This is a genomic window from Rhodopseudomonas palustris (genome assembly GCF_034479375.1).
Lineage (GTDB): Bacteria > Pseudomonadota > Alphaproteobacteria > Rhizobiales > Xanthobacteraceae > Rhodopseudomonas > Rhodopseudomonas palustris_M.
On record NZ_CP140155.1, the window covers coordinates 4631851 to 4652870 of the forward strand.

The 21020-nt window shown below is 66.5% G+C and carries 18 protein-coding genes; 7 read left to right on the forward strand and 11 right to left on the reverse strand.

The features are described 5' to 3' along the window. Positions 1-27: 27 nt before the first annotated feature. Positions 28-1767 (reverse strand): hypothetical protein, encoded by a 1740-nt coding sequence (locus tag SR870_RS20960; protein WP_322515431.1) that lies wholly within the window; start codon positions 1765-1767, stop codon positions 28-30. A gap of 504 nt (positions 1768-2271) precedes the next feature. Between SR870_RS20960 and SR870_RS20965 the strand changes: the two genes are divergently transcribed. Further along, the gene (locus SR870_RS20965) at positions 2272-3147 is read left to right on the forward strand and encodes a caspase family protein (RefSeq protein WP_322515432.1); all 876 of its coding nucleotides are present in this window, start codon (positions 2272-2274) and stop codon (positions 3145-3147) included. 91 nt (positions 3148-3238) lie between these two features. Here the strand turns inward: SR870_RS20965 and SR870_RS20970 are convergent, their stop codons facing one another. Both SR870_RS20970 and SR870_RS20975 read right to left on the reverse strand, forming a co-directional pair. Continuing rightward, positions 3239-3997, reverse strand: coding sequence for a carbonic anhydrase (locus SR870_RS20970; protein WP_322515433.1), 759 nt, complete (start codon positions 3995-3997; stop codon positions 3239-3241). A gap of 90 nt (positions 3998-4087) precedes the next feature. After that, entirely contained in the window at positions 4088-4714 is a 627-nt protein-coding gene (locus tag SR870_RS20975) for a S24 family peptidase (protein WP_416221175.1), read from the reverse strand. Between the two features lie 80 nt (positions 4715-4794). On the opposite strand from SR870_RS20975, the gene SR870_RS20980 reads away from it, so the two are divergent. Genes SR870_RS20980 through SR870_RS20990 form a run of 3 tightly spaced genes read left to right on the forward strand, consistent with a single transcriptional unit; the run spans position 4795 to position 6486 of the window. Beyond that, positions 4795-5076 carry a hypothetical protein gene (locus SR870_RS20980; RefSeq protein ID WP_322515435.1) on the forward strand — a complete coding sequence of 94 codons (282 nt, stop codon included), beginning with the start codon at positions 4795-4797 and terminating at the stop codon, positions 5074-5076. Beyond that, positions 5051-5395, forward strand: a complete 345-nt coding sequence (locus SR870_RS20985; RefSeq protein WP_322515436.1) for a DUF952 domain-containing protein — start codon at positions 5051-5053, stop codon at positions 5393-5395. Before SR870_RS20980 ends, SR870_RS20985 begins: the two co-directional genes overlap by 26 nt. Next, positions 5392-6486, forward strand: a complete 1095-nt coding sequence (locus SR870_RS20990) for a quinone-dependent dihydroorotate dehydrogenase (RefSeq protein WP_322515437.1) — start codon at positions 5392-5394, stop codon at positions 6484-6486. Before SR870_RS20985 ends, SR870_RS20990 begins: the two co-directional genes overlap by 4 nt. Before the next feature lie 113 nt (positions 6487-6599). Here the strand turns inward: SR870_RS20990 and SR870_RS20995 are convergent, their stop codons facing one another. From SR870_RS20995 to SR870_RS21025, 7 genes are all read right to left on the reverse strand, one after another. Further along, positions 6600-7334, reverse strand: a complete 735-nt coding sequence (locus tag SR870_RS20995) for an MBL fold metallo-hydrolase (protein ID WP_322515438.1) — start codon at positions 7332-7334, stop codon at positions 6600-6602. A 232-nt stretch (positions 7335-7566) separates the two neighbouring features. Then, the gene (locus SR870_RS21000) at positions 7567-8274 is read right to left on the reverse strand and encodes a carbonic anhydrase (RefSeq protein ID WP_322515439.1); all 708 of its coding nucleotides are present in this window, start codon (positions 8272-8274) and stop codon (positions 7567-7569) included. A gap of 131 nt (positions 8275-8405) precedes the next feature. Further along, positions 8406-9677, reverse strand: coding sequence for an MATE family efflux transporter (locus tag SR870_RS21005; RefSeq protein WP_416221176.1), 1272 nt, complete (start codon positions 9675-9677; stop codon positions 8406-8408). Positions 9678-9752: 75 nt separating this feature from the next. Next, on the reverse strand, positions 9753-10055 hold the full coding sequence (locus SR870_RS21010) for a DUF6460 domain-containing protein (protein ID WP_322515441.1): 303 nt from the start codon (positions 10053-10055) through the stop codon (positions 9753-9755). Positions 10056-10126: 71 nt separating this feature from the next. Next, positions 10127-12028, reverse strand: a complete 1902-nt coding sequence (locus SR870_RS21015; protein ID WP_322515442.1) for an ATP-dependent DNA ligase — start codon at positions 12026-12028, stop codon at positions 10127-10129. After that, the gene (locus tag SR870_RS21020) at positions 12025-13071 is read right to left on the reverse strand and encodes a ligase-associated DNA damage response exonuclease (RefSeq protein WP_322518334.1); all 1047 of its coding nucleotides are present in this window, start codon (positions 13069-13071) and stop codon (positions 12025-12027) included. Before SR870_RS21020 ends, SR870_RS21015 begins: the two co-directional genes overlap by 4 nt. Positions 13072-13251: 180 nt before the next feature. After that, on the reverse strand, positions 13252-14613 hold the full coding sequence (locus tag SR870_RS21025) for an outer membrane protein (RefSeq protein WP_322515443.1): 1362 nt from the start codon (positions 14611-14613) through the stop codon (positions 13252-13254). Between the two features lie 355 nt (positions 14614-14968). On the opposite strand from SR870_RS21025, the gene SR870_RS21030 reads away from it, so the two are divergent. The 3 genes from SR870_RS21030 to pdeM all read left to right on the forward strand — a co-directional run bounded on the left by SR870_RS21030 (position 14969) and on the right by pdeM (position 19943). Continuing rightward, positions 14969-16189: an ABC transporter substrate-binding protein gene (locus tag SR870_RS21030; RefSeq protein WP_416221102.1), complete on the forward strand. Its 1221-nt coding sequence runs from the start codon at positions 14969-14971 to the stop codon at positions 16187-16189. A 129-nt stretch (positions 16190-16318) separates the two neighbouring features. Beyond that, positions 16319-19132: a DEAD/DEAH box helicase gene (locus SR870_RS21035; RefSeq protein WP_322515444.1), complete on the forward strand. Its 2814-nt coding sequence runs from the start codon at positions 16319-16321 to the stop codon at positions 19130-19132. Positions 19133-19247: 115 nt separating this feature from the next. Continuing rightward, positions 19248-19943 (forward strand): ligase-associated DNA damage response endonuclease PdeM, encoded by a 696-nt coding sequence (gene pdeM, locus SR870_RS21040; RefSeq protein WP_416221177.1) that lies wholly within the window; start codon positions 19248-19250, stop codon positions 19941-19943. Positions 19944-20118: 175 nt separating this feature from the next. On the opposite strand, the gene SR870_RS21045 is transcribed toward pdeM, so the two are convergent. Next, entirely contained in the window at positions 20119-20982 is an 864-nt protein-coding gene (locus tag SR870_RS21045) for a LysR family transcriptional regulator (RefSeq protein WP_322518336.1), read from the reverse strand. Positions 20983-21020 lie beyond the last annotated feature (38 nt).

The window sequence follows — 21020 nt, forward strand, 5'->3', positions numbered from 1 at the left end:
ACTCGGCGCGAGAGCTTCGCCCCTCGTTCATCCGCCATGCGGGCGCTGCAGGATCGCCTTGCGAGCCAGCGCCAGTCCCATCAGCACGAAGGCCGAGGTGACTTCGGGGCCGCCCACCAAAATGCGGGTCGGCGTCTTCATCTTATTCCATTCATAGGCTTTGAACGGGCCGCGCCGGCCGCCTTCGCCCAGATGGTCGAGCACGCAATGCAGCGCCGGCGTGAAATGCACCAGCTCGCCGCCGAGATGGCCGAGCGCGATCAGCGCCAGTGCGGCGTCGAACACGTTCATCTCTTTCGCCACCAACTCGTCCTGGACATAGGCCAGCACGCGCTCGCGGATGAACTCGAACACGCCATCCGGATCGATGGCGCGTTTCGTCCCCTCGTCGAGCGAGCGGAAGGCGACGTAGCAGCGGCCGAAATAGGCGCAATACAGTTCGGGCAGATAGTAGACGTGCGATTTCGGGTCTGTGAAGGCGCCGCTGGCCACCAGCCGGCGCTGGAAATCGACGATCCGACGCACTGTTTCCAGGCGCGACGGCGTCTCGACGATGGCCCAGCGAGCACAATTGCGGAAGCTGACTTCGAGCACGTCGAGATTGAGCGTCGGATCGAGGTCGTTGCCGAACGGCCGCTCGCCGGAGAGGCTGTCGATCCAGGTAACGATGCCGCCCTCATAGTCGACGGTGTCGTTGAGCGGCACGGTCACCAGCGGCTCGTTGGCGCCGGCGCGAACCTGATAGCTTGCGTAGAAGTCGATCAGCGGCTGGTCGAGGATCGGATCGCTGGAATTGGCCTGAGTCGCGGCCGAGATCGCGCACGCCGTGGTGTCGCAGTCGGGCACGTAGACGCCGAAGCCGAGGTTCTGCTTGATCTGCGTGAAGAAACGGCTGAACCGCGGATGCGGTGCCGGCGCCAGCGCCGTGATCACGTCGAAGATTTCGCCCTCTGCCGACCGGACGCGCTCCCGGCTCGTCTTGATGCAGAACTCGACCATGTCGGCGACGATTCGCCGAGCGGTCCGGACGTCTTCCGGCGTGCCCAGTCCGGTTTCGAAGAAGCTCAGCAGCGCTTCGACGTAGAAGGCGTCGTAGTAAGCCGAGCGATGCCGGATCTGCACCGGGGCCCACATCGGCTCGGCGATGCCGCGCCATGGCGGGTTGATCAATCCGGCGGCTGGCGAGCGGGCGATGAACGGCCGCGCCAGGTTGAACAGCAGCGTCGAATTCTTGTAGCTGCGCGCATTCAGCCCGGTGAGCGCCGCAAGAAATTCCCGGCGGCCGAAATCAGGGTCGCCGATCAGGTTGAAGGCGGCGTAGGTCGGAATGAAGCCGTTGCGTTCCCACGACCGCAGCAGATGGTCGCTGGTGGCCCGGATCGCGCTGTCGATGTCGGCGAGCCTGGGCATCTGCGTCGGCGCGATATGGGTGCGCGGGCTGGGATGCTGCAACCGGATGCTGTCGAGCAGTTCGGCGATTGGGCCGCCGATCGCGGCCCAATCCGGATCGGCATCGTCGCGGGCCGCGATCAACGCGTCGCGGATGGCGCGGAACCGCACAGGGTCGTTCAGTTCCGGCAGGCCCGCCTTGCGCAGCAGTGGCCGCAGCGCCGGATTGCCGAGCGCTGTCCGGTAGAATTTGGCGATGTGCGGATCGCCGTGCTTGCGACCGAGAAACACCGGGTCGCACAGGTCATAGAGCGACGGCGCCTGTTTGCGGGCGGTCAGCGCGCGGTACGCCGCGCCGGCCATGTTCAACATATCCATGCTCTCGTCCCGCAGTTCAAAAACCGTCAAGCCCTTGAGAAATCGCACGGATCGGATCGATTGACAAATCGTTCCCGGTCGTCGGCCGAGCGACCCGGGCCGGTTGCCCTCTCCGGGCCGGATCCGCTGAACGGGAGAACCGGTTCCGACGACCAAACGCTGCGTCTTTAGGACCGAGACTCAGCTTGGCTGGGAGGCTGATGGCTCGTTGCGCGTCCAAGGCTCCAATTCGCAAGATTAATCCAGGGTACGAGGTCGCGCCGCGTAATATTGGCTGATGAAACGTGATGGGTTCCAAGCAGACCCCTGGTCTAGGAGGCACCGTGCCTGCGGGTTATACGGTCCCCCGATTGCGGGGGTTGTCCGAAAGCCTTGCAACAGCTAATCCTTTGTTATGGTGCGGTGCCGCAAATAGAGCGCAATTTTCCCGCACGGGATTGGTTCATCCTTCACAGACAAACGTCTCCGGCGCGAACGATGCCGCGCGGATAAGGAAGACTGACGATGAGGTTTCGCGTACCCGGCCTGTCGCGCCGCTCGATGACCACCATCGCCGCTTTGGTGGGGGTGGTGTCGGTGGCGATCGGAGCGCATGCCGCGCTGAACAAGCGCGCTGGCGATCCGCACAGCGGCAAGGACGTCACCCGGATCGACGGCTCCGGCCCGGTCGCGTCGCGGTTTGCGCTGGTGATCGGCAACGGCCGCTATCCGGATGCGTCGCAGCCGATGGTGCAGCCGATCAACGACGCTCGCGCGCTCAGCGGCGCGCTGCGTCGCGAGGGCTTCGATGTCGACATGATCGAGGATGCCAATCGCCACGACATGCTTCAGGCGGTCGAGCGGATGAAGGCCCGGGTCACCAAGGATTCTACCGTGGTGCTGTTCTTCGGCGGCTACGGCATCCAGTCCGGCCGCGAGAGCTACATGATCCCGGTCGATGCCCGGATCTGGAACGAGGCCGACGTCCGCCGCTCCGGGATCAGCATTGAATCCGTGCTCGGCGCGATGCAGGAGCGCGGCGTTCACGCCAAGCTCGCGATCGTCGACGCTTCGCGCCGCAATCCCTATGAGCGCCGCTTCCGCGCCTATTCGCATGGTCTGGCGCCGATCAATACGCCGGCCAACGCGCTGGTGCTGTCGTCGTCGACGCCCGGCAAGGTCGCCGAGGACGGCGACGGCCAGAACAGCATCCTCGTCGGCGCACTGCTCGGCTCGATCTCGTCGCGCTTCGTCAGCGCCGAAGCCGCTTTCACCAAGGCCCGGCTCGCGGTGACGCGCGCCACCAACGGCGCGCAGGTGCCGTCGCTGTCGTCGTCGCTGGTCGACGACGTGACCCTGTCGCCGGTCACCGCCGACGCCACGCCGGCGACCGGCGGCTGACCAGAGCAGCAATCAGGTTCAGCGTTCAGAGAAAAGACCCGAGTCGGACAGCGGCTCGGGCCTTTTTATCTGCGGTAAGTGTCGCGGTCGCTCAGATCGACTGCAGCACGAAGCGGCGGTTGTCCTTCTGCACCGGCCGCGCGTTCATCGGATACAGCTTGGCGAAGGTGGCGATGTCGTCGGCCGCCACGGTGATCGGGCTGGCCAGCACCATCCAGTCGACGATCTCGGAACAGGGCGGTGTCGTCAGCGAGCCTTCGTACCGATAGTAGTTGCGCTGCTCCGGCAGCAATGCATTCGGGTCGATCGCCGGGTCGGCCTTGACTGCCGGTCCCTCGCTCTTCGGCATCGTCGCGACGATCTTGCTGAAGGTCGCGTTAGCCTTGCCGGGCTGCATCAGCACGCCGACCACGCCGAGCGTTCCGGAAGCCGCGCGATGGACGAAATGCACTTCCATCGGGAAGTTCTTGCCGTCGATGAGGTGTTCGCTGGGGTGATGGAAGTGAAACTGCACCAGCTTGAAGGTGACGCCGCCGAGCTTCAGCGTGCTGTCTTCGGCCGCGCCGAGTTGGATGGTGTGCCCATTGTTGACGATGGTGTCGGCCTTGCCGGCCCAGCGGATATCGATCGGGTACAGATTGGCGCTGATCGTGGAGCCGATATTGATCGGCGACTGCTGCACGCCGACACTGCAAAACTGGTTGGCCGGATCGAGCTCGCCCCACTTCGCCGGTCCGCCGTCGCCCTCATAGCCCCAATGATGCCCGCCTTCCCCGGCAACGCCGGCGCTGGCGCAAAGCGGACAAACTGCGAGGCCTGCGAAGGCCTTGAGGATAGCGCGACGGTTCATGGGGGAATGCTCCGGGATGAGGATGGGTTCCATCATCCGTCACCCCGGGAACTTTGTGAAGTCCAACGATCAGCTAGGACTTACAGTTGGTTACTGGCTGGCCCAGACGATGCGTGCGATCCACTCGACGTCCGCCGGCGCCAGCGTCCGGTCCGGATGGCTGGGATTGAGCGAGGCCAGCTCGAGGATCTTGGTGGTGCGTCGCTTCAGCTCCTTCACCATCACTTCGCCGCCGGTGGTCTTGACCACCACGCGGTCGCCGCGCCGGATCGCGGTGCCGGGCGACACGACGATGATGTCGCCGTCGCGATAGGCCGGCTTCATCGATTCGCCGGAGATTTCCAGCGCGTAAGCGTGCTCGTCGTTGATCGACGGGAGGCCGATTTCGTCCCAGCCCTTGCCGGCCGGAAATCCGCCGTCGTCGAAGAAGCCACCGGCGCCGGCCTGGGCGAGACCGAGCAGCGGCACCGACTGCACCACCCGCGGCCGGTCGGTGATGAGCTGCACGAAGGTGTCGATCGCGGTGTTGGTGGCAGCGAGCGCCTTCGCCACCGATTCGGTCGAAGGCCAGCGTTCGCGGCCGTCATTGGTGATTCGTTTGGACTTGTTGAATGTGGTCGGATCGAGCCCGGACTTCTTGGCGAGTCCGGACGGCGAGAGGCCCGAGCGCTCGGCCAGTCGGTCGAGTGCGGTCCAGATCTGGTCGTGCGTCAGCATTTGCATCGCGGCCACCCCCTGGCGAAGCCCGGCGCGGCCGGGCGGCAGAAAAAGCTTGACAACTAGGAATTATTACCTCAATGCGCGGCGTTCCGCAATCCCGTCTTGCGACAAAAACGCGGCGCTTGCAGTGCATCGAGGCCACCGATACGGTCGATGCAAGCCCGGACGATTTCCAGGCAACCGAACGCGCGCCGGTCCGCTCTGGGGGATCCGGTTTCAGCGATCAGGACGTGCGCAAAGTATTGATTCCGCGGATGTTGTTTCGGTTGCCGGGCGGTCGCGGGTTGCATGATCGATCCGCTACAACACCAGCCGCAACGGGAATCCGGGCCTTTGCGCACGATTTACAAGATCTGTGACGCCTCGGCGTGGCGCGAGGCCGAGCAGGCCGGCGTCTACCGTGGCAGCGCCGACGACAGCCGCGATGGCTTCATCCATTTCTCCACTGCGGAGCAATTGGCGGAGACACTCGCCAGGCACTATGCCGGCAAGACTGGTCTCGAGCTGATCGCGGTCGATGCGGACAGGCTGGGGCCGGCGCTGCGCTGGGAGCCGTCGCGCGGCGGCGAGCTGTTTCCGCATCTCTATGGCGAGCTCGATCTCGGCGCCGTCACCGCCATCCGCGAGATCGCGACCCGCGCCGATGGCAGCCACGATCTGGCGGAGGTCGCGCCGTGATCCGTGCCTTCGACGCCTTTTCGCTCCCGCTGCTGCGTCTGCTCGACGCCGAAGACGCTCACCGCCTCGCCATCCAGGGGTTGCGGCTGCTGCCGCACGTGAAACCGCGCCCGGACGACTCCAAGCTCGCGGTGCGCGCCTTCGGGCTGAATTTTCCCAACCCGGTCGGCATCGCCGCCGGCTTCGACAAGAACGCCGAAGCGCCGGATGCGCTGCTGCGGCTGGGCTTCGGCTTCGTCGAGATCGGCACCGTGACGCCGAAGCCGCAGGCTGGCAATCCGCGCCCGCGGCTGTTCCGGCTGGAGCGCGACGAGGCCGTCATCAACCGGATGGGCTTCAACAATGACGGCAGCGAAATGGTGCTGCGGCGGCTGGCGGCGCGGGCGCAGCAGGGCGGCATCCTGGGCGTCAATGTCGGCGCCAACAAGGATAGTCCGGACCGCGTCGCCGACTACGTGGCGCTGATCGAGACCTTCGCGCCGGTGGCGAGCTATTTCACCGTCAACGTGTCGTCGCCGAATACGCCGGGCCTGCGCAATCTGCAGCAGGCAGCGGCGCTCGACGATCTGCTGGCGCGGGTGATCGAGGCCCGCGAGCGGGTCCGCGCCAGCGCCGGCGACACCCCGGTGCTGCTGAAGATCGCGCCCGACCTCACGCTCAGCGAACTCGACGATGTGGTGCACATCGCGCGCTCGCGCCGGGTCGACGGGATGATCGTCGCCAACACCACGCTGTCGCGGTCGCCGATGCTGCGCGAGCGGACGCGAATGAACGAGCAGGGGGGCCTCAGCGGTCGACCGCTGTTCCGGCTGTCGACGCGGATGGTGGCGGAGACCTATGTCCGGGCCGAGGGCGCATTCCCGCTGATCGGCGTCGGCGGCATCGATTCTGGCGGCGCGGCGCTGACCAAGATCCGCGCCGGCGCCAGCCTGGTGCAGCTCTATTCGGCGCTGATCTACAAGGGCCTCGGCCTGGTCGACAGCATCAAGGCCGATCTCGCCTCGACGCTGCTGCGCACCGGGCGGGATTCGCTCTCGGAAATCGTCGGCGCCGATGCGCCGACCATCACCGCGGAAGAGTGGCCGGTGTGAGGGCTGTCCGATCGTTGTCATTCCGGGGCGCCGCGGAGCGGCGAACCTGGAATCTGATACGAGCAGAGCATCTCGAGATTCCGGGTTCGCGCCTGCGGCGCGCCCCGGAATGACTACAACTCGACGATCAGCCCGTCGCTCGCGCCCTGGTGCGACACGCCGTCCAGCCTGTGCAGGACGTCATCGCCCATGTGGGTCAGGATCAGCCGCTTCGGGTTGATCTCGGGCAGGTGGGTCTCGAGTGTCTTCAGGCTGAGATGGTTCTTCACGTTGCGGTCGTAGGTGTAGGCTTCGCAGACGAACAAATCGGCATCGTGCGCCGCGGCGACCAGCGTATCGGTCCATTGCGTGTCGCCGCTATAGGCCAGGGTGCGGCCCCCGGCTTCGATGCGATACGCATAGAACGGCCCGCCGGAATCGCCGTGCACGACCGGAAACGGCGTCACCGTCACCGCGCCGAACGACCGGGGCACGGCCGGCTCGAGCGTGATGACCTGCAGGTCGAAGGTCGGCTTGGTCGCGGACGAATGTTCGAACAGCGCTTCCATCAACCGCGTCAGGCGGATGTCGATGCCGGGCGGGCCGGCGATCACCAGCGGCCGCTTGCGCTTGGCGAACTTCGCATCGAGCAACAGAAACGGCAGGCCGCCGAAATGGTCGCCGTGAAAATGGGTGATCAGGATCAGGTCGAGCGCATCGCGTGAAATGCCGTAGCGCTTCAGCGCGGGCAGCGACGTCGCGCCGCAGTCGATCAGGAAATTGACGCTCTCGCCCGAGACGTGGAAGCAGGTGTTGAGCCGGCCGCCGGAACCGAGCGCATCGCCACAGCCGACAAATCGCAGTTGCATAGCTGATCCCTCGGCCGCGGCAGTTGCCGGGCCAAGGCACCTCTACGCCGGGGCGCGGGTGAGCGGAAGCCCAACCATCGCCGGATTGCACGCGCCCCGATGTCGCGTGGAGCGACGCTGGCTGCTGGACGTACGGCAGAGGCTCCATCGGCTGCCGCAGGCCGGAACGGTCGGACGCGGCAGAGTTCGGGCCGGTCGGACGTGGAGGCCGCCGACCGGCGGGTCGCGATCGTTACACCAATGTGACCTTGCCGCTGGCGAGATCGTAGACGCCGCCGACCACCTTCAGTTTGCCGGCCGAGACCATGTCCGCAAGGATCGGCTTCGACTGCTGCAACTGCTGCACATTGCTGCGGACATTGGCGATCACGGCCCGCTGCGGCAGGTCGTCGCCGGCCTGCTTGAGGGTGGGTTCGATCCCGGGCTTCATCGCGCGCACCAGATCGCCGATGTGACCGGGCAGGTCGTTGCCCTTCTGCAGCGCGCCGATGGTGGCGTTCACCGCGCCGCAATTGCTGTGCCCGAGCACCATGATGACCTTGGTGCCGAGCACCGCGGCGCCGTATTCGAGACTGGCGAGCCCGTCTTGCGTGACGAAATTGCCCGCCACGCGAACGACGAACAGGCTGCCCGGCCCCTGATCGAACGCCAGCTCCGGTGCAATCCGGGAATCGGCGCAGCCCAGGATCGCGGCGAACGGCGCCTGGCCTTGCGTCCGGGCGACACGGCTGGAGGAAAAGTCACGTTCGCGGAGCTGATTGCCGACATAGCGCGCGTTGCCCTGCATCAGCTTGTCGAGCGCCGCCTCCGGGGTGTCGTTCGCAATGCTCGTCGCCTGCGCGTAGGCGGCTGCCGGCAGTGCGGTAGCGGCGAGCAGCCCCAATCCGCCTTGAAACAGTCTTCGCCTGGACAGTCCGGTCTCAACGCAAACGTCGCACATTCGATCTCTCCTCCAAGGATGTTTCCAAGGAGATGGTATTTCGAGAACTTCGATCTCGCGAACGGCGTTTTGGCAAAATTCGCGCAGTCGTGAAGATCGGCCTAAGGCGAAGCAGCTAGCTTGAGGAAAATTCAGCCGACCGCTGCCGGCGAGAACGAGGCACGCAGCATTGCCGGATAGCGCAGCGCCTGCAGTCCGCCGCGCCAGACATAGTGCGACAGAAGGGCGATCCACAGGCCGGTGTTGCCGAACGGACGTAGCGCCAGCCACGCCGCGAAAAACAGCACCAGCGACAGCAGCATCAGGTTACGCATCTCGCGCGCCCAGGTGGCGCCGATGAACACGCCGTCATAGGCGAAAGCGAACACGCCGAGCATCGGCGCCAGCGTCACCAGCCAGAGATAGTCGCGCGCGGCGCGGCGCAGTTCGGCGTTCGATGTCATCACGTCGATCAGCAGCGGGCCGGCGAGCGCGTAGCTCGCGCTCACCATCAGCGCGAAGCCGAAGCCCCATAGGATCACCAGCCGCGTCGCCGCGACGAAGCCGGCGCGGTCGCGGGCGCCGAGTGTCCGGCCGCAGAGCTGTTCGGCGGCGTTGGCGAGTCCGTCGAGGAAGAACGCGCTGACCATCAGGAAGTTGTTGAGCACCGAGTTTGTCGCAAGCACCAGATCGCCGTCTCGGGCGCCCTGCGCGGTGAAGAACAGGAACACGGCGATCAGCGCCGCGGTGCGGATCATGATGTCGCGATTGACCGCGAACATCCGTTTCAGGTGATCGAGATCGAACAGCATCGCCCGCGACGTACGCGGAACGCCGCGGCCGAGCCACGCCGCGATGCCGAGCCCGATCAGCAGGCCGCAGCCTTCCGCGATCACTGCCGCCGTCGCCGCGCCCGCGATGCCGAAGTCGAACCACAGCACCAGCGCGATCGTCGCCGCGATATTGACGAGGTTGATCGCGACCTGCACCCACAATGCGAGCGTTGCGCGCGCCTGTCCGACCAGCCAGCCGAGCACGGCGAAATTCGCCAGCACCAGCGGCGCCGACCAGATCCGGATGGTGAAGTAGGTCCGGGCCGCAGCGCTGACGCCGTCGCTGCCGCCCATCGCGCCGATCAGTGCAGCGGCCAGGGGCTCTTTCAGCGCGATCAGCAGCATGCCGACTGCGACCGCGACGATCAGTCCGCGGTAGAGATGCGCAGGCACCTCGCGGGTCTGGCCTGCGCCGAGCGCCTGCGCGGTGAATGCGAGCGTGCTCATCCGCAGGAAGCCGAACAGCCAGAACAGGCAGTCGAAGATCACCGACGTCATCGCGACGCCGCCGAGCAGCGTGGCGTCGCCGAGCCGTCCGATCGCGGTGGTGGCGACCACGCCGAGCAGCGGCGTGGTCAGGTTGGCGACCATCGCCGGGCCGGCGATGGCGAACACCTGTCGCGAGGTGACGGAAGTGGCGGAAGGCAAAACTCCGGTCCGGGCGGATTATCTCCCGCGGGGCGCGCCGAACAGGCGCGACAGCAGCCAGATCGGAATCACGATGACCGCGCCGAGCAGGAAGTAGCGCCACATGCCGCTGATGGCATCGAAGCCCAGATCCCAGATCCGCTGGAACAGCAGCCGGATGCTGACCAGAATGTTCCACGGATCGAGGCCGATCGCCGCCAGTACCACGCCGACCAGGATCGACATCAGCACCAGCCGCAGCAGCACCGAGAGCGGCGAGCCGCCGAAGAAGCGGGTCAGGCCGTCATCGGTCGCGGGCAGGTCCCGGGGGTCGTTTCGCATCGCTGATGTCCTTGCGCGGTCAGGCCGCATGATAGCCGCTGCCACGCAAATGGGGAACTGGCTTGCAGGCGTCAATGGCCGAAGACGGCCTTGGCCGGCGGAATCGCGTTGTCGGCCTTCAGCATCCGCTCCAACGTCTCCAGCCGATCGGCGTCACGTGGCGGCTTGTCCCAGCGTAACCGGCTGATTCGCGGAAACCGCATCGCCACCCCGGACTTGTGCCGCGGCGAGCGCTGCAGTCCCTCGAACGCGACCTCCAGCACCAGGCCCTGATCCGGTTCGTGGACGACATGGCGGACCGGGCCGAACTTCTCGGTGGTGTTGCGGCGGACGAAACGGTCGATCTGCAGCAGCTCTTCATCGGTGAAGCCGAAATAGGCCTTGCCGACCGGGACGAGCCGGTCGCCGCTATCGCCTTCGGTCCAGACCCCGAAAGTGTAGTCGGAGTAATAGGACGAGCGCTTGCCGTGGCCGCGCTGGGCGTACATCAGCACCGCGTCGATGATGTGCGGGTCGTGCTTCCACTTCCACCATTGGCCCTTCGGCCTGCCGGGCAGATACAGCGCGTCGCGCCGCTTCAGCATCACGCCCTCGACCGCGTCGGCGTCGAGACCGGCGCCGGCGCTGGCCGGATCGCGCCGCGCTGCGCGCAGACCGTCCCAATCCCCGAACGCGACCCTCGGCGACAGATCGACCTTCGGGTCGTCGAGCCGGGCGACGAACGCCTCCAGTCGAGCGCGGCGTTCGGCGAAGGGCCGCGTGCGCAGATCGTCGTCGCCGTCGCCGAGCAGGTCGTAAGCGCGCAGATGGATCGGATACTCCTTCGTCAGCTTCGGTGTCACCGACTTGCGGTTGAGCCGTTGCTGCAGCACGTTGAACGACTGCACCCGGCCTTCGCGCAGCACCAGCAGCTCGCCGTCGAGCGCGAACGAAGCATGACGCCGAAAAGTGTGAAGCGGTTTTCGGGCGACGTCATGCTTCGAATCAGAAGAATCTTGAAGCCGCAGCGATGGCAGCAGATCCGGAAAGCTTGGCGTGATGTCCTCGCCGCTGCGCGAATACAGCCGCACGACGGGGTCGCCGCTATCGCCGAGGCCGCTGACCGCCTGGACGCGGATGCCGTCCCATTTCCATTCGGCGATGTAGTCGGCCGGATTCATCGCGGCGAAGTCGGCGTCTTCGACTGCATGCGCCAGCATCACCGGACGAAACGGCGCCGGGTCGCGGTTGACCGGCTGAGGGCCGCGGCCCTCGAGCCAGGCGAACAGATCGAGATAGGGCGGTGCGAGGCCGGGCCAGATCAGTTCGACGTCGTGCGGGTCCTGGTTGCCGAGCGCCGCCGCAGCGGTCTTGGCCAGCCGCGCCGAGACGCCGATCCGCAAACCACCGGTGACCAGCTTCAGCAGCGCCCAGCGCCCGGTCTCGTCGAGTTCGTCGAGCCAGCGCGCGAGCTGCGCCGGCAGCTCGGCCTTGCCGAGACTGTGCAGCGTAGTGACGATTTCCGTGAGAGACGGGGGCGGCGGGTTGTTGTGGCCCTCACCCCGAGCACGGCGAACTCCCTCCCCCCTTGCGGGGGAGGGTTGGGGTGGGGGGTGCCACGAGGATGGCGTCCCGTTGTCGACCCCCACCCCCGACCCCTCCCCGCAAGGGGGAGGGGAGGAGGCCGAGCCCGAGGGAGGGGAGTGAGCTGCCGCCTGCTTCGGAGCGGGCCACATCAGCGCGACCGTCTCCGATAGGTCGCCGACGTAATCATACGACAGGCCGAACAGCACCGGGTCGGTACGTTCGCTGATCAGAGCGCGGATCAGGCCGGGCTTGGCGTGGCGGAACGACAATGCGCCGGTCAGCGCGGCCAGCGCATAGCCACGATCCGGGTCTTCGGTGACGCGGAAGTAACTGGTGATCAGCCGCAGCTTGGCGTTGCGGCCGGGCTCGTAGGCGAGACGGTCGAGCAGTTCGGCGAAGCGGTTCATGCTTCGGCGGCCTCGGTCTCGCTCGCCGGCATGCCGACATCTTCGTCTTCGTCGCCATAGCCGACGAGATCGAGCGGCCGTGCCGCGAGGCCCCTGGTCCGGCACCAATGCACCAGTGCGTCTTCTTGCCCGTGGGTGACCCAGACTTCGCCGGCGCCGGTGGCCGCGATGGTCGCGGTCAGGCCGTCCCAGTCGGCGTGGTCGGAGATCACCAGCGGCAGTTCGACGCCGCGCTGCCGGGCGCGGGCGCGCACCCGCATCCAGCCGGAGGCGAAGGCGGTGAGCGGATCGGGGAAGCGCCGCGTCCACAGATCGGAGGTCGCCGAGGGCGGCGCCAGCGTGATGGTGCCAGCGAGCTCGGCCTTCTTCATGCCCTTGACCGGGCGCAGTTCGCCCAGCGGCACGCCGCGCCCGGCGTAGTAAGATGTGATCTTCTCCATCGCGCCGTGCAGATGGATCGGCGCGTCGTATCCGGCCTGGCGAATCAGCGCGATCACCCGCTGCGCCTTGCCGAGCGAATACGCACCGATCAGATGCGCGCGCTCCGGAAACAGCGCGACCGAGGCGAGCAGTTTGCGCACCTCGTCGGCCGCGTCGGGATGGCGAAACACCGGGAGCCCGAAGGTCGCCTCGGTGATGAACACGTCGCAGGGCACGACCTCGAACGGCGTGCAGGTCGGGTCCGGCGCGTCCTTGTAGTCGCCGGAGGCCACGATCCGGATGCCGCCGCATGCGACCGCAGCCTGCGCGGAGCCCAGCACGTGCCCGGCGGGATGAAACGTCACCGTCGTCTCGCCGAGCCGGACCGTTTCGCCATAGGCGATCGCCTGCGTCGACCCGGCGAAATTCTCGCCGTAGCGCAGCCGCATCATGTCGAGGGTTTCCTGGGTCGCCAGCACCGCGCCGTGGCCTGGGCGGGCGTGGTCGGAATGGCCGTGGGTGATCACGGCGCGATCGACCGGCCGCACCGGATCGATGTGGAACCCGCCCGGCTTGCAGCACAGGCCTTGGGCGGTCGGGATCAGGAGTTCGTGCGGGCGCATGGTCGACATATAGGCGGGCCTCGTCGGCAAACGAGTCTCGTCGCTGCCGGTTCCGCCCAGCCAGCGCCGCCGGCCAGCCACCGTGCTCCCCGGGATCGGCGTGGCGCGCGGCCACGGCGCAAACAAAAACCCCGGCCGCGAGGCCGGGGTTCGATATCTGTCGTCGCTGACGTGAAGGACTTAGTACTTCGCGACCACCGGCTGATTGAAGTGATAGTTGATACCGGTGCGGAGCATGTGCTCGGTCACCTTGGAGGTGGTCACACCGGTCCCGGCGAAGCCGTCGGTGGTCGAGCCGAGGTCGACGTAGAGATATTCGGACTTCGTGGTCCAGTTCGGGCCGAGCAGGCCGAACAGCTGGAACGGCGTCTCGATGCCGGCGCCGACCGCGTAGCCGCTTCGGGTACGGTTGAAGGTCTCGTTGCTGACCGTGGTCACGATGTTGGTCTTGACGTTGCCGTAAGCGTAACCGCCGGTGGCATAGAACAGCGTCGAGCCGACCGAATAACCGAGCCGGGCGCGCGCCGTGCCGAACCAGGGGAGCTTCTGGTTGTAGAGCGCGGCCGAACCGAACACCGCAGTGCGGTCGTCCTTCTGGGTCGAACCCTGGAAGTCGGCTTCGGCACCGAACACCCAGTTGGCAGCCTGCCAGTTGTAGCCGATCTGGCCGCCGCCGACGTAGCCGTCGGGCGACAGATTGAACTGCTCGGTGAAGCCGCCGATGGACGCGGTCGACCGGTTGCGCCCGATCGCGCCGCCGAAATTGCCGCCGAGATACAGGCCGGCCCAGTTCGCCGGGGGCGGCGTGATGTACATGCCGGTGCCGCCGATGCGATAGTTCAGGCCGACACGGAAGATGCTCTCGCGATACTCGGTGCGCAGCGTCTGGGTGCCGAACACGTCGTTGCGGTTGCCGAGATCGAGATACAGATATTCGATCTTGCCGGTCCAGTTGCCACCGATCGCGGCTTCGACGCCGGAGCCGATGGTCCAGCCGGTGCGGGTTTCGCTGAGGGCGAACGGCACCAGGCCGACTTCCGTGACCGTGGTCTTGACGTTGGCGGCGGCGAAACCGCCGGTGAAGTAGCCGACCACCGGGCCGCGCACCAGACCGATGCGGCCGCGCACGGTGGTGAACCAGTCGAGCTTCTGATTGTAGTTCACCGTGCCGAGCACACCGTTCAGGGTGTTCAGGGTGGTGTGGCCGTCGCTCATGCCGCTGCCCTGGATGTCGGCTTCGACGCCAATCAGCAGCGGACCCAGGAAGGTCGTGTTGCTCTGCCAGTTGTAGCCGATCTGACCACCGCCGATCACGCCCTGCGGCGACAAATAGGTGGTGTTGACGACACCGCCGGTCGGGAAGGTATGGGTCTGAAGGCCGCGACCAAGGCCGGCACCGACGTTGGCGCCGATGTAGAAGCCGGTCCAGTCATAGACCGCTGCGACCGGCGCCTTGAGATACGGGGCCTTGACGGCAAGATCGGCTGCCTGGGCGCTGACGGCCGAGCCAATGAGCGCCACACCGGCGAGAATCTTTTTCATGCATGGACCTTCCTGATAATTCTCCGACTTTTACCCCGGTTGCCCGCGATAGGATGTACCCGTGCGGCCACACCCGCTGAAATTCGACCGTGCGTAAAGCCGTAAACGATTGATTAACGTACGGAATCCCGGTGTGCCGGAACTCGTGCGAAGCTGCGGCCACAGGCCGCTGGCAAAATCCGTAAAATTCGCCTGAATCTGCCGCTGCGCGGGAAATCCGGCCCGAATGCGGCGCGTCGAGGGTTGCGGCCCAGAGGCGTTCCGCACAGGATAACGCGCCGCAAAGAGCGATCCACGCCGCGGCGAACGAGAACCGGACGCGCCAGCGAACCGGCAAATCAGGGGAGGAAACTCGATGAAATTGCGCTCCAAATCCGTCTTCACGCCGGCGGCCGCATTGGCCGCAATGCTACTCGCGGCCACCGCGGCGACAGCCGCCGAGAAAAAATACGATCCGGGCGCGAGCGACACCGAGATCAAGATCGGCCAGACCGTCCCGCATTCGGGCCCCGGCTCGCTCTACGGCGTGCTCGGCCGCGTCGGCGAAGCCTATTTTCAGATGCTGAACGACAAGGGCGGCATCAACGGCCGCAAGGTCAAATTCCTGACCCTGGACGATTCCTACAGCGCGCCGAAGGCGGTCGAAGCCACCCGGCGTCTGGTCGAGCAGGAAGAGGTGCTGGCGCTGTACGGCTCGCTCGGCACCGCCCCGCAGACGGCGGTCCACAAATATCTCAACAACAAGAAGGTGCCGCAGCTGCTGCTGAACACCGGGGCGTCGAAGTGGAACAACCCCAAGGAATTCAAATATACGATGGCGGGTCTGCCGCTTTATCCCACCGAGGCGCGGATTCTCGCCAAATACGTCCTCAGCGTGAAGCCCGAGGCCAAGATCGCGATTCTCTACCAGAACGACGATTTCGGCCGTGACTTCCTCGGCCCGTTCAAGAAGGTTCTGGAAGACGCCGGCGGCAAGGCCAAGGTGATCGCCGAGGCCAGCTACGACCTGACCGAGCCGACCATCGATTCGCAGATGATCAATCTGTCGAAATCCGGCGCCGATGTGTTCTACAACATCACCACCGGCAAGGCGTCGTCGCAGTCGATCCGCAAGGTCGTCGAACTCGGCTGGAAGCCGCTGCAACTGCTGTCGGCCGGCTCGACCGGGCGTTCGATTCTCGAAGCCGCGGGCCTCGACAACGCCAAGGGGATCGTCGCGATCGCCTACACCAAGGACATCGGATCGCCGAAATACGCCAGCGACCCCGACGTGATGGCGTTCGAGGAATTGCGCAAGAAGTACCTGCCGAACGTCACGCCGGACAATTCGATCGCGTTCTCCGGCTATGCGCAGGCCGCCGCAATGGCGGAGATTCTTCGCCGCTGCGGCGACGAGCTGACGCGTGAAAACGTCATCAAGCAGGCCTCGATGCTGGGCGGCTTCCGCGCACCGCACATGCTGCCGGGCGTGAGCTATTCCTACAAGCCGGACGACTACACCTCGATCAAGACCCTCTACACGATGGAATTCAGCGGCAAGGACTGGATCGTGTCCGACAAGCCGGTCGCTGAATAACGGATCTCACCGAGCCCAGCGCTCACGGAACGCCCGCCTTCGGCGGGCGTTTTGCGTTTCCGGATCGCATGGCCGGCGGAGCCACGCGATGATCTCGATTCCGACGCGACGAGTGCCTAGCTTGGCGATGTGACCTTCGCCGATTCCGACGCCCCCCTCGATCTGCTGCCCGACCGCTTTCGGCATTGGTTTGCCGCACGCGGCTGGGAGCCGCGCGCGCATCAGCTAGCGTTGCTGGAACGGGCTCGCGCGCGACGCTCGGCCCTGCTGATCGCCCCGACCGGCGCCGGCAAGACCCTGGCCGGGTTCCTGCCGACGCTGGTGGAGCTGAGCGAGGCGCCGCGGCCTAACCTCTCCCCGCTTGCGGGGAGAGGTCGACTGGCCGGCGCAGCCGGTCAGTCGGGTGAGGGGGCTGATGAGCCTCCATATTTCGAAGCAGTGCGCGATACGGAGGCGCCCCCTCATCCGTCGCGGCAAGCTGCGCTTGCCGCGCCACCTTCTCCCCGCACGCGGGGAGAAGGATTGATGCTGCGCGCCGGCGGCCTCCACACCCTCTACATCTCGCCGCTGAAGGCGCTGGCGGTCGACATCGCCCGCAATCTCGAAGCGCCGATCGCGCAGATGGATCTGCCGATCCGGGTCGAGACCCGCACCGGCGATACCCCGGTGTCGCGGCGGACGCGGCAGCGCAAGTACCCGCCCGACATCCTGCTGACCACGCCGGAGCAGCTCGCGCTGCTGCTCGCCTCCGACGACGCGCCGTATCTGTTCGGCAGCTTGCGGCGGATCGTGCTCGACGAGCTGCACGCGCTGGTGACCTCGAAGCGCGGCGATCTGCTGTCGCTCGGGCTGGCGCGACTGTGGCGGATCGCGCCGCAACTCCGCGCCACCGGGCTGTCGGCGACGGTCGCCGATCCGGGCGAACTCGCGCGCTTCCTGGTGCCCCAACCCTCTCCCCTTGTGGGAGAGGGTGGCAGCCGCAGGCTGCCGGGTGAGGGGAACGACACGGGCGCCGACCTCGCGGCCCACCCCTCACCCCGGCCCTCTCCCGCAAGGGGAGAGGGAGAAGACAGGGCCGACATCGTCGTCGCCGGCGGTGCGGCGCAGCCGATCGTCGAAATGCTCGACACCAAAGAACGGCTGCCCTGGGCGGGCCATTCGGCGCGTCACGCGCTGGCCGAGATCTACGACCTGATCAAGGGCAACAAGACCACGCTGGTGTTCGTCAACACCCGCAGCCAGGCCGAGATGCTGTTCCAGGAACTCTGGCGCATGAACGACGACAACCTCGCGATCGCGCTGCATCACGGTTCGCTCGACGTCGCGCAGCGCCGTAAGGTCGAAGACGCAATGGCGGCGGGTCGACTGCGCGGCGTGGTGTGTACCTCGTCGCTCGATCTCGGCATCGACTGGGGCGACATCGATCTCGTGATCAATGTCGGCGCGCCGAAGGGAGCGTCGCGGCTGATGCAGCGGATCGGCCGCGCCAATCACCGCATCGACGAGGCGTCGCGTGCGGTGCTGGTGCCGGCCAACCGATTCGAAGTGCTGGAATGCGCCGCGGCGATCGCCGCCGTGGCCGAGAACGCGCAGGACACCCCGCCGCAGCGCAAGGGCGCGCTCGACGTGCTGGCGCAGCACATTCTCGGCTGCGCCTGCGGCGAGCCGTTCTTCGCCGACGATCTCTACGCCGAAGTGCGGAGCGCCGCGCCTTATGCCGACCTCGCCCGCGCCGATTTCGACGATACGCTCGATTTCGTCGCCACCGGCGGCTACGCGCTGAAGAGCTACGAGCGCTTCGCCCGCATCAGGCAGGACAAGCAGGGCCGCTGGCGCGTCGCCAATCCGAAGGTGCGGCAGGCCTATCGGCTGAATGTCGGCACCATCGTCGAGGAGGCGATGCTGAAGGTGAAGCTGGTGCGCTCCGCGCGGTCGAAAGGCAGCGGCGACACCGGCGCGATCGCGCGCGGCGGCCGGATGCTCGGACAGATCGAGGAGTATTTCATCGAGGGGCTAACGCCCGGCGACACCTTCGTATTCGGCGGCGAGGTGGTGCGCTACGAGGCGATGACGGAGGACCAGGTCTACGTCTCCCGCGCGCACGACAAGGACGCCCGGGTGCCGTCCTATATGGGCGGCAAGTTTCCGCTGTCGACTTACTTGGCCGAACGCGTCCGTGGCCTGCTCGCCGACAAGAAGACGTGGAAGGGCCTGCCCGAGCAGGTGCGCGACTGGCTGGCGCTGCAGACCAAGGCGTCGAAAGTGCCCGGCCGCAGCGAGCTGGTGGTCGAGACGTTTCCGCGCGCCGCCAAATACTATCTCGTCTGCTATCCGTTCGAAGGAAGGCTGGCGCATCAGACGCTCGGCATGCTGCTGACGCGGCGGCTGGAGCGCGCCCGCGCCCGACCGCTCGGCTTCGTCGCCAACGAATACGCGCTCGCGGTGTGGGGTCTCGGCGACATGTCGCATATGATCCGGCAGGGCCGGCTCGATCTCGATGCGCTGTTCGATCCCGATATGCTGGGCGACGATCTCGAAGCCTGGCTCGCCGAATCGGCGCTGATGAAACGCACCTTCCGTTACGCGGCGATCATCTCGGGGCTGATCGCGCGGCGTTTCGTCGGCGAAGAAAAGTCGCGGCGGCAGGTACTGTTCTCGACCGACCTGGTCTACGACGTGCTCAACAAGCACCAGCCCGATCACGTGCTGCTGCGCGCCGCCCGCGCCGACGCCGCCACGGGGCTGCTCGATTTGCGCCGTCTCAGTGATATGCTGACGCGAATCAAGGGTCACATCGTCCACAAGGAACTCGACCGCGTCTCGCCGCTCGCGGTGCCGGTGATGCTGGAAATCGGCCGCGAAGCCGTGTACGGCGAGGCCTCCGACGAACTGCTCGCCGAAGCCGCCGACGAACTGGTGCGCGAGGCGATGGACACTCGATAGACGGCAGGATGCCGCGTTTCCGTTTTCCGTCATGCCCGGGCTCGTCCCGGGCATCCACGAAACCTGCGTTTCCCCGGGCCCATCGTGGATGGCCGGGACAAGCCCGGCCATGACGATGTTTGCTGATCTACTCCCGATCAACTCCTCCGTGGGACTATCGATTGCGGGCGCTACGTTCGCCGCCGATCTGTCCGGCGCGCTGTATTGGGAGGACGAGCGGCTGCTGGTCGTCTCCGACCTGCATCTGGAGAAGGGCTCGAGCTACGCGGTGCGCGGCGTGCTGCTGCCGCCTTACGACACCGTTGCCACGCTCGGCCGGCTCGGCGCCGTGGTCACGCGCTACAATCCGAAGACGGTGATTGCGCTCGGCGACAGTTTTCACGATCGCGACGCGCACGACCGGCTGTCTGACGCCAACCGCGATATTGTCGCGGCATTGCAGGTGGGGCGCGACTGGATCTGGATCGCCGGCAATCATGATCCGGCGCTGCCCGCGAATCTCGGCGGCTGCGTCGCCGGCGAGGTCGCGCTCGGCGGCGTGATCTTCCGGCACGAGCCGACCGGCGCGCATGGCGAGATCGCCGGCCATCTGCACCCGAAGGCCCGCGTCAGTCGCCGCGGTCGCAGCGTCGAGCGGCGCTGCTTCGCCGGCGACGGCACGCGCGTGGTGATGCCGGCATTCGGGGCCTACACCGGAGGCCTCAATATCCGCGACGCAGCCTTCGCAAAGCTGTTCGGCGGCGCCGCCTTCATGGCTCATGTGCTCGGCGACAACCGCCTCCACGCCATCGCATCTTCGCGCTGCTGCTAATCTGCACCGCCCCTCCCCGAGTCATTCCGGGGCGCTCGCAAAGCGAGCGAACCCGGAATCTCGACGGCTGCGACGCGCGGCTGAGATTCCGGGTTCGCGCGGCGCGCGCCCCGGAATGACTCGCGGAGAGGTTGGGGCAGAAATACACAGCGTCGCGTCGCGCCGTTCGGCCGATTCACGCCGCCTTGGCGTAAACCTCTTCGCACAATTCGGCGAGCTTGTCGGCGAGCCGCAACGTGGCGGGGCTGGCCTGCGGCGCGGCGACCAGCGCCAGTTCGGTGCGGTCGATCGGCGGAAAGCCGTCGCGTGCGGTCAGCTTGCGGTGCTCGGCCTGGATCGAGATTTCCGACAGGATCGACAGCCCCAGCCCGGCGGCGACCGCGGCCTGAATGCCGGCGAGATTGGCGCTGGTGTACGCCATGTGCCAGCGCCGCCCGGCCGATTCGATCGCGTGGATGGCGCTGCGGCGATACAGGCAGCCGCCCGGGAAGAAGATCAGCGGCACCGGATCCGTCTTGGCGTCGCATGGGTGATCCTTGCTGTTCACCCAGTACACCCGCTCCGGCCACACCGCGATCGCGCCTGCGCCACCGGCTTCGCGCTTCAGCAGCGCGAGGTCGAGATCGCCGCGTTCGAGATCGCGCTTCAGGTTGAGGCTCTGGTCGGCGCGGACGTCGAGCCGCAGCCCGGGCCTCGCGCGCGCGAAGCTGCCGAGCAGCCGCGGCAGGCGGTAGGCCGCGAAGTCTTCCGGAATGCCGAGCCGGATTGCGCCGCCCTGTCCCGCTCGCGCCACCATGTCGCGCGCTTCTTCCGCCAGCGCCAATAGCCGCCGCGCGTATGACAGCAGCCGCTCGCCGGCCTCGGTCGGCGTCACATCCTTTCCGGTGCGATCGAGCAATTGCTGGCCGAGATCGTCCTCCAGCCGCCGGATCTGCTGACTCACCGTCGACTGCGTCCGGTGCACCCGCTCGCCGGCGCGCGTGAACCCGCCGGCATCGACCACCGAAACGAAGCTGCGCAGCAATTCGAGGTCCAGCATCGACGCACCATTCAAAAATCCACTGGTAGCCATTCTAT

Coding starts and splice junctions, on each gene's coding strand:
- SR870_RS20960 (WP_322515431.1), bottom strand. CDS start 1,767: ATGGATATGTTGAACATGGCCGGCGCGGCGTACCGCGCGCTGACCGCC.
- SR870_RS20965 (WP_322515432.1), top strand. CDS start 2,272: ATGAGGTTTCGCGTACCCGGCCTGTCGCGCCGCTCGATGACCACCATC.
- SR870_RS20970 (WP_322515433.1), bottom strand. CDS start 3,997: ATGAACCGTCGCGCTATCCTCAAGGCCTTCGCAGGCCTCGCAGTTTGT.
- SR870_RS20975 (WP_416221175.1), bottom strand. CDS start 4,714: ATGCTGACGCACGACCAGATCTGGACCGCACTCGACCGACTGGCCGAG.
- SR870_RS20980 (WP_322515435.1), top strand. CDS start 4,795: ATGCGCGGCGTTCCGCAATCCCGTCTTGCGACAAAAACGCGGCGCTTG.
- SR870_RS20995 (WP_322515438.1), bottom strand. CDS start 7,334: ATGCAACTGCGATTTGTCGGCTGTGGCGATGCGCTCGGTTCCGGCGGC.
- SR870_RS21000 (WP_322515439.1), bottom strand. CDS start 8,274: ATGTGCGACGTTTGCGTTGAGACCGGACTGTCCAGGCGAAGACTGTTT.
- SR870_RS21005 (WP_416221176.1), bottom strand. CDS start 9,677: ATGGTCGCCAACCTGACCACGCCGCTGCTCGGCGTGGTCGCCACCACC.
- SR870_RS21010 (WP_322515441.1), bottom strand. CDS start 10,055: ATGCGAAACGACCCCCGGGACCTGCCCGCGACCGATGACGGCCTGACC.
- SR870_RS21015 (WP_322515442.1), bottom strand. CDS start 12,028: ATGAACCGCTTCGCCGAACTGCTCGACCGTCTCGCCTACGAGCCCGGC.
- SR870_RS21020 (WP_322518334.1), bottom strand. CDS start 13,071: ATGCGCCCGCACGAACTCCTGATCCCGACCGCCCAAGGCCTGTGCTGC.
- SR870_RS21025 (WP_322515443.1), bottom strand. CDS start 14,613: ATGAAAAAGATTCTCGCCGGTGTGGCGCTCATTGGCTCGGCCGTCAGC.
- SR870_RS21030 (WP_416221102.1), top strand. CDS start 14,969: ATGAAATTGCGCTCCAAATCCGTCTTCACGCCGGCGGCCGCATTGGCC.
- pdeM (WP_416221177.1), top strand. CDS start 19,248: ATGTTTGCTGATCTACTCCCGATCAACTCCTCCGTGGGACTATCGATT.
- SR870_RS21045 (WP_322518336.1), bottom strand. CDS start 20,982: ATGCTGGACCTCGAATTGCTGCGCAGCTTCGTTTCGGTGGTCGATGCC.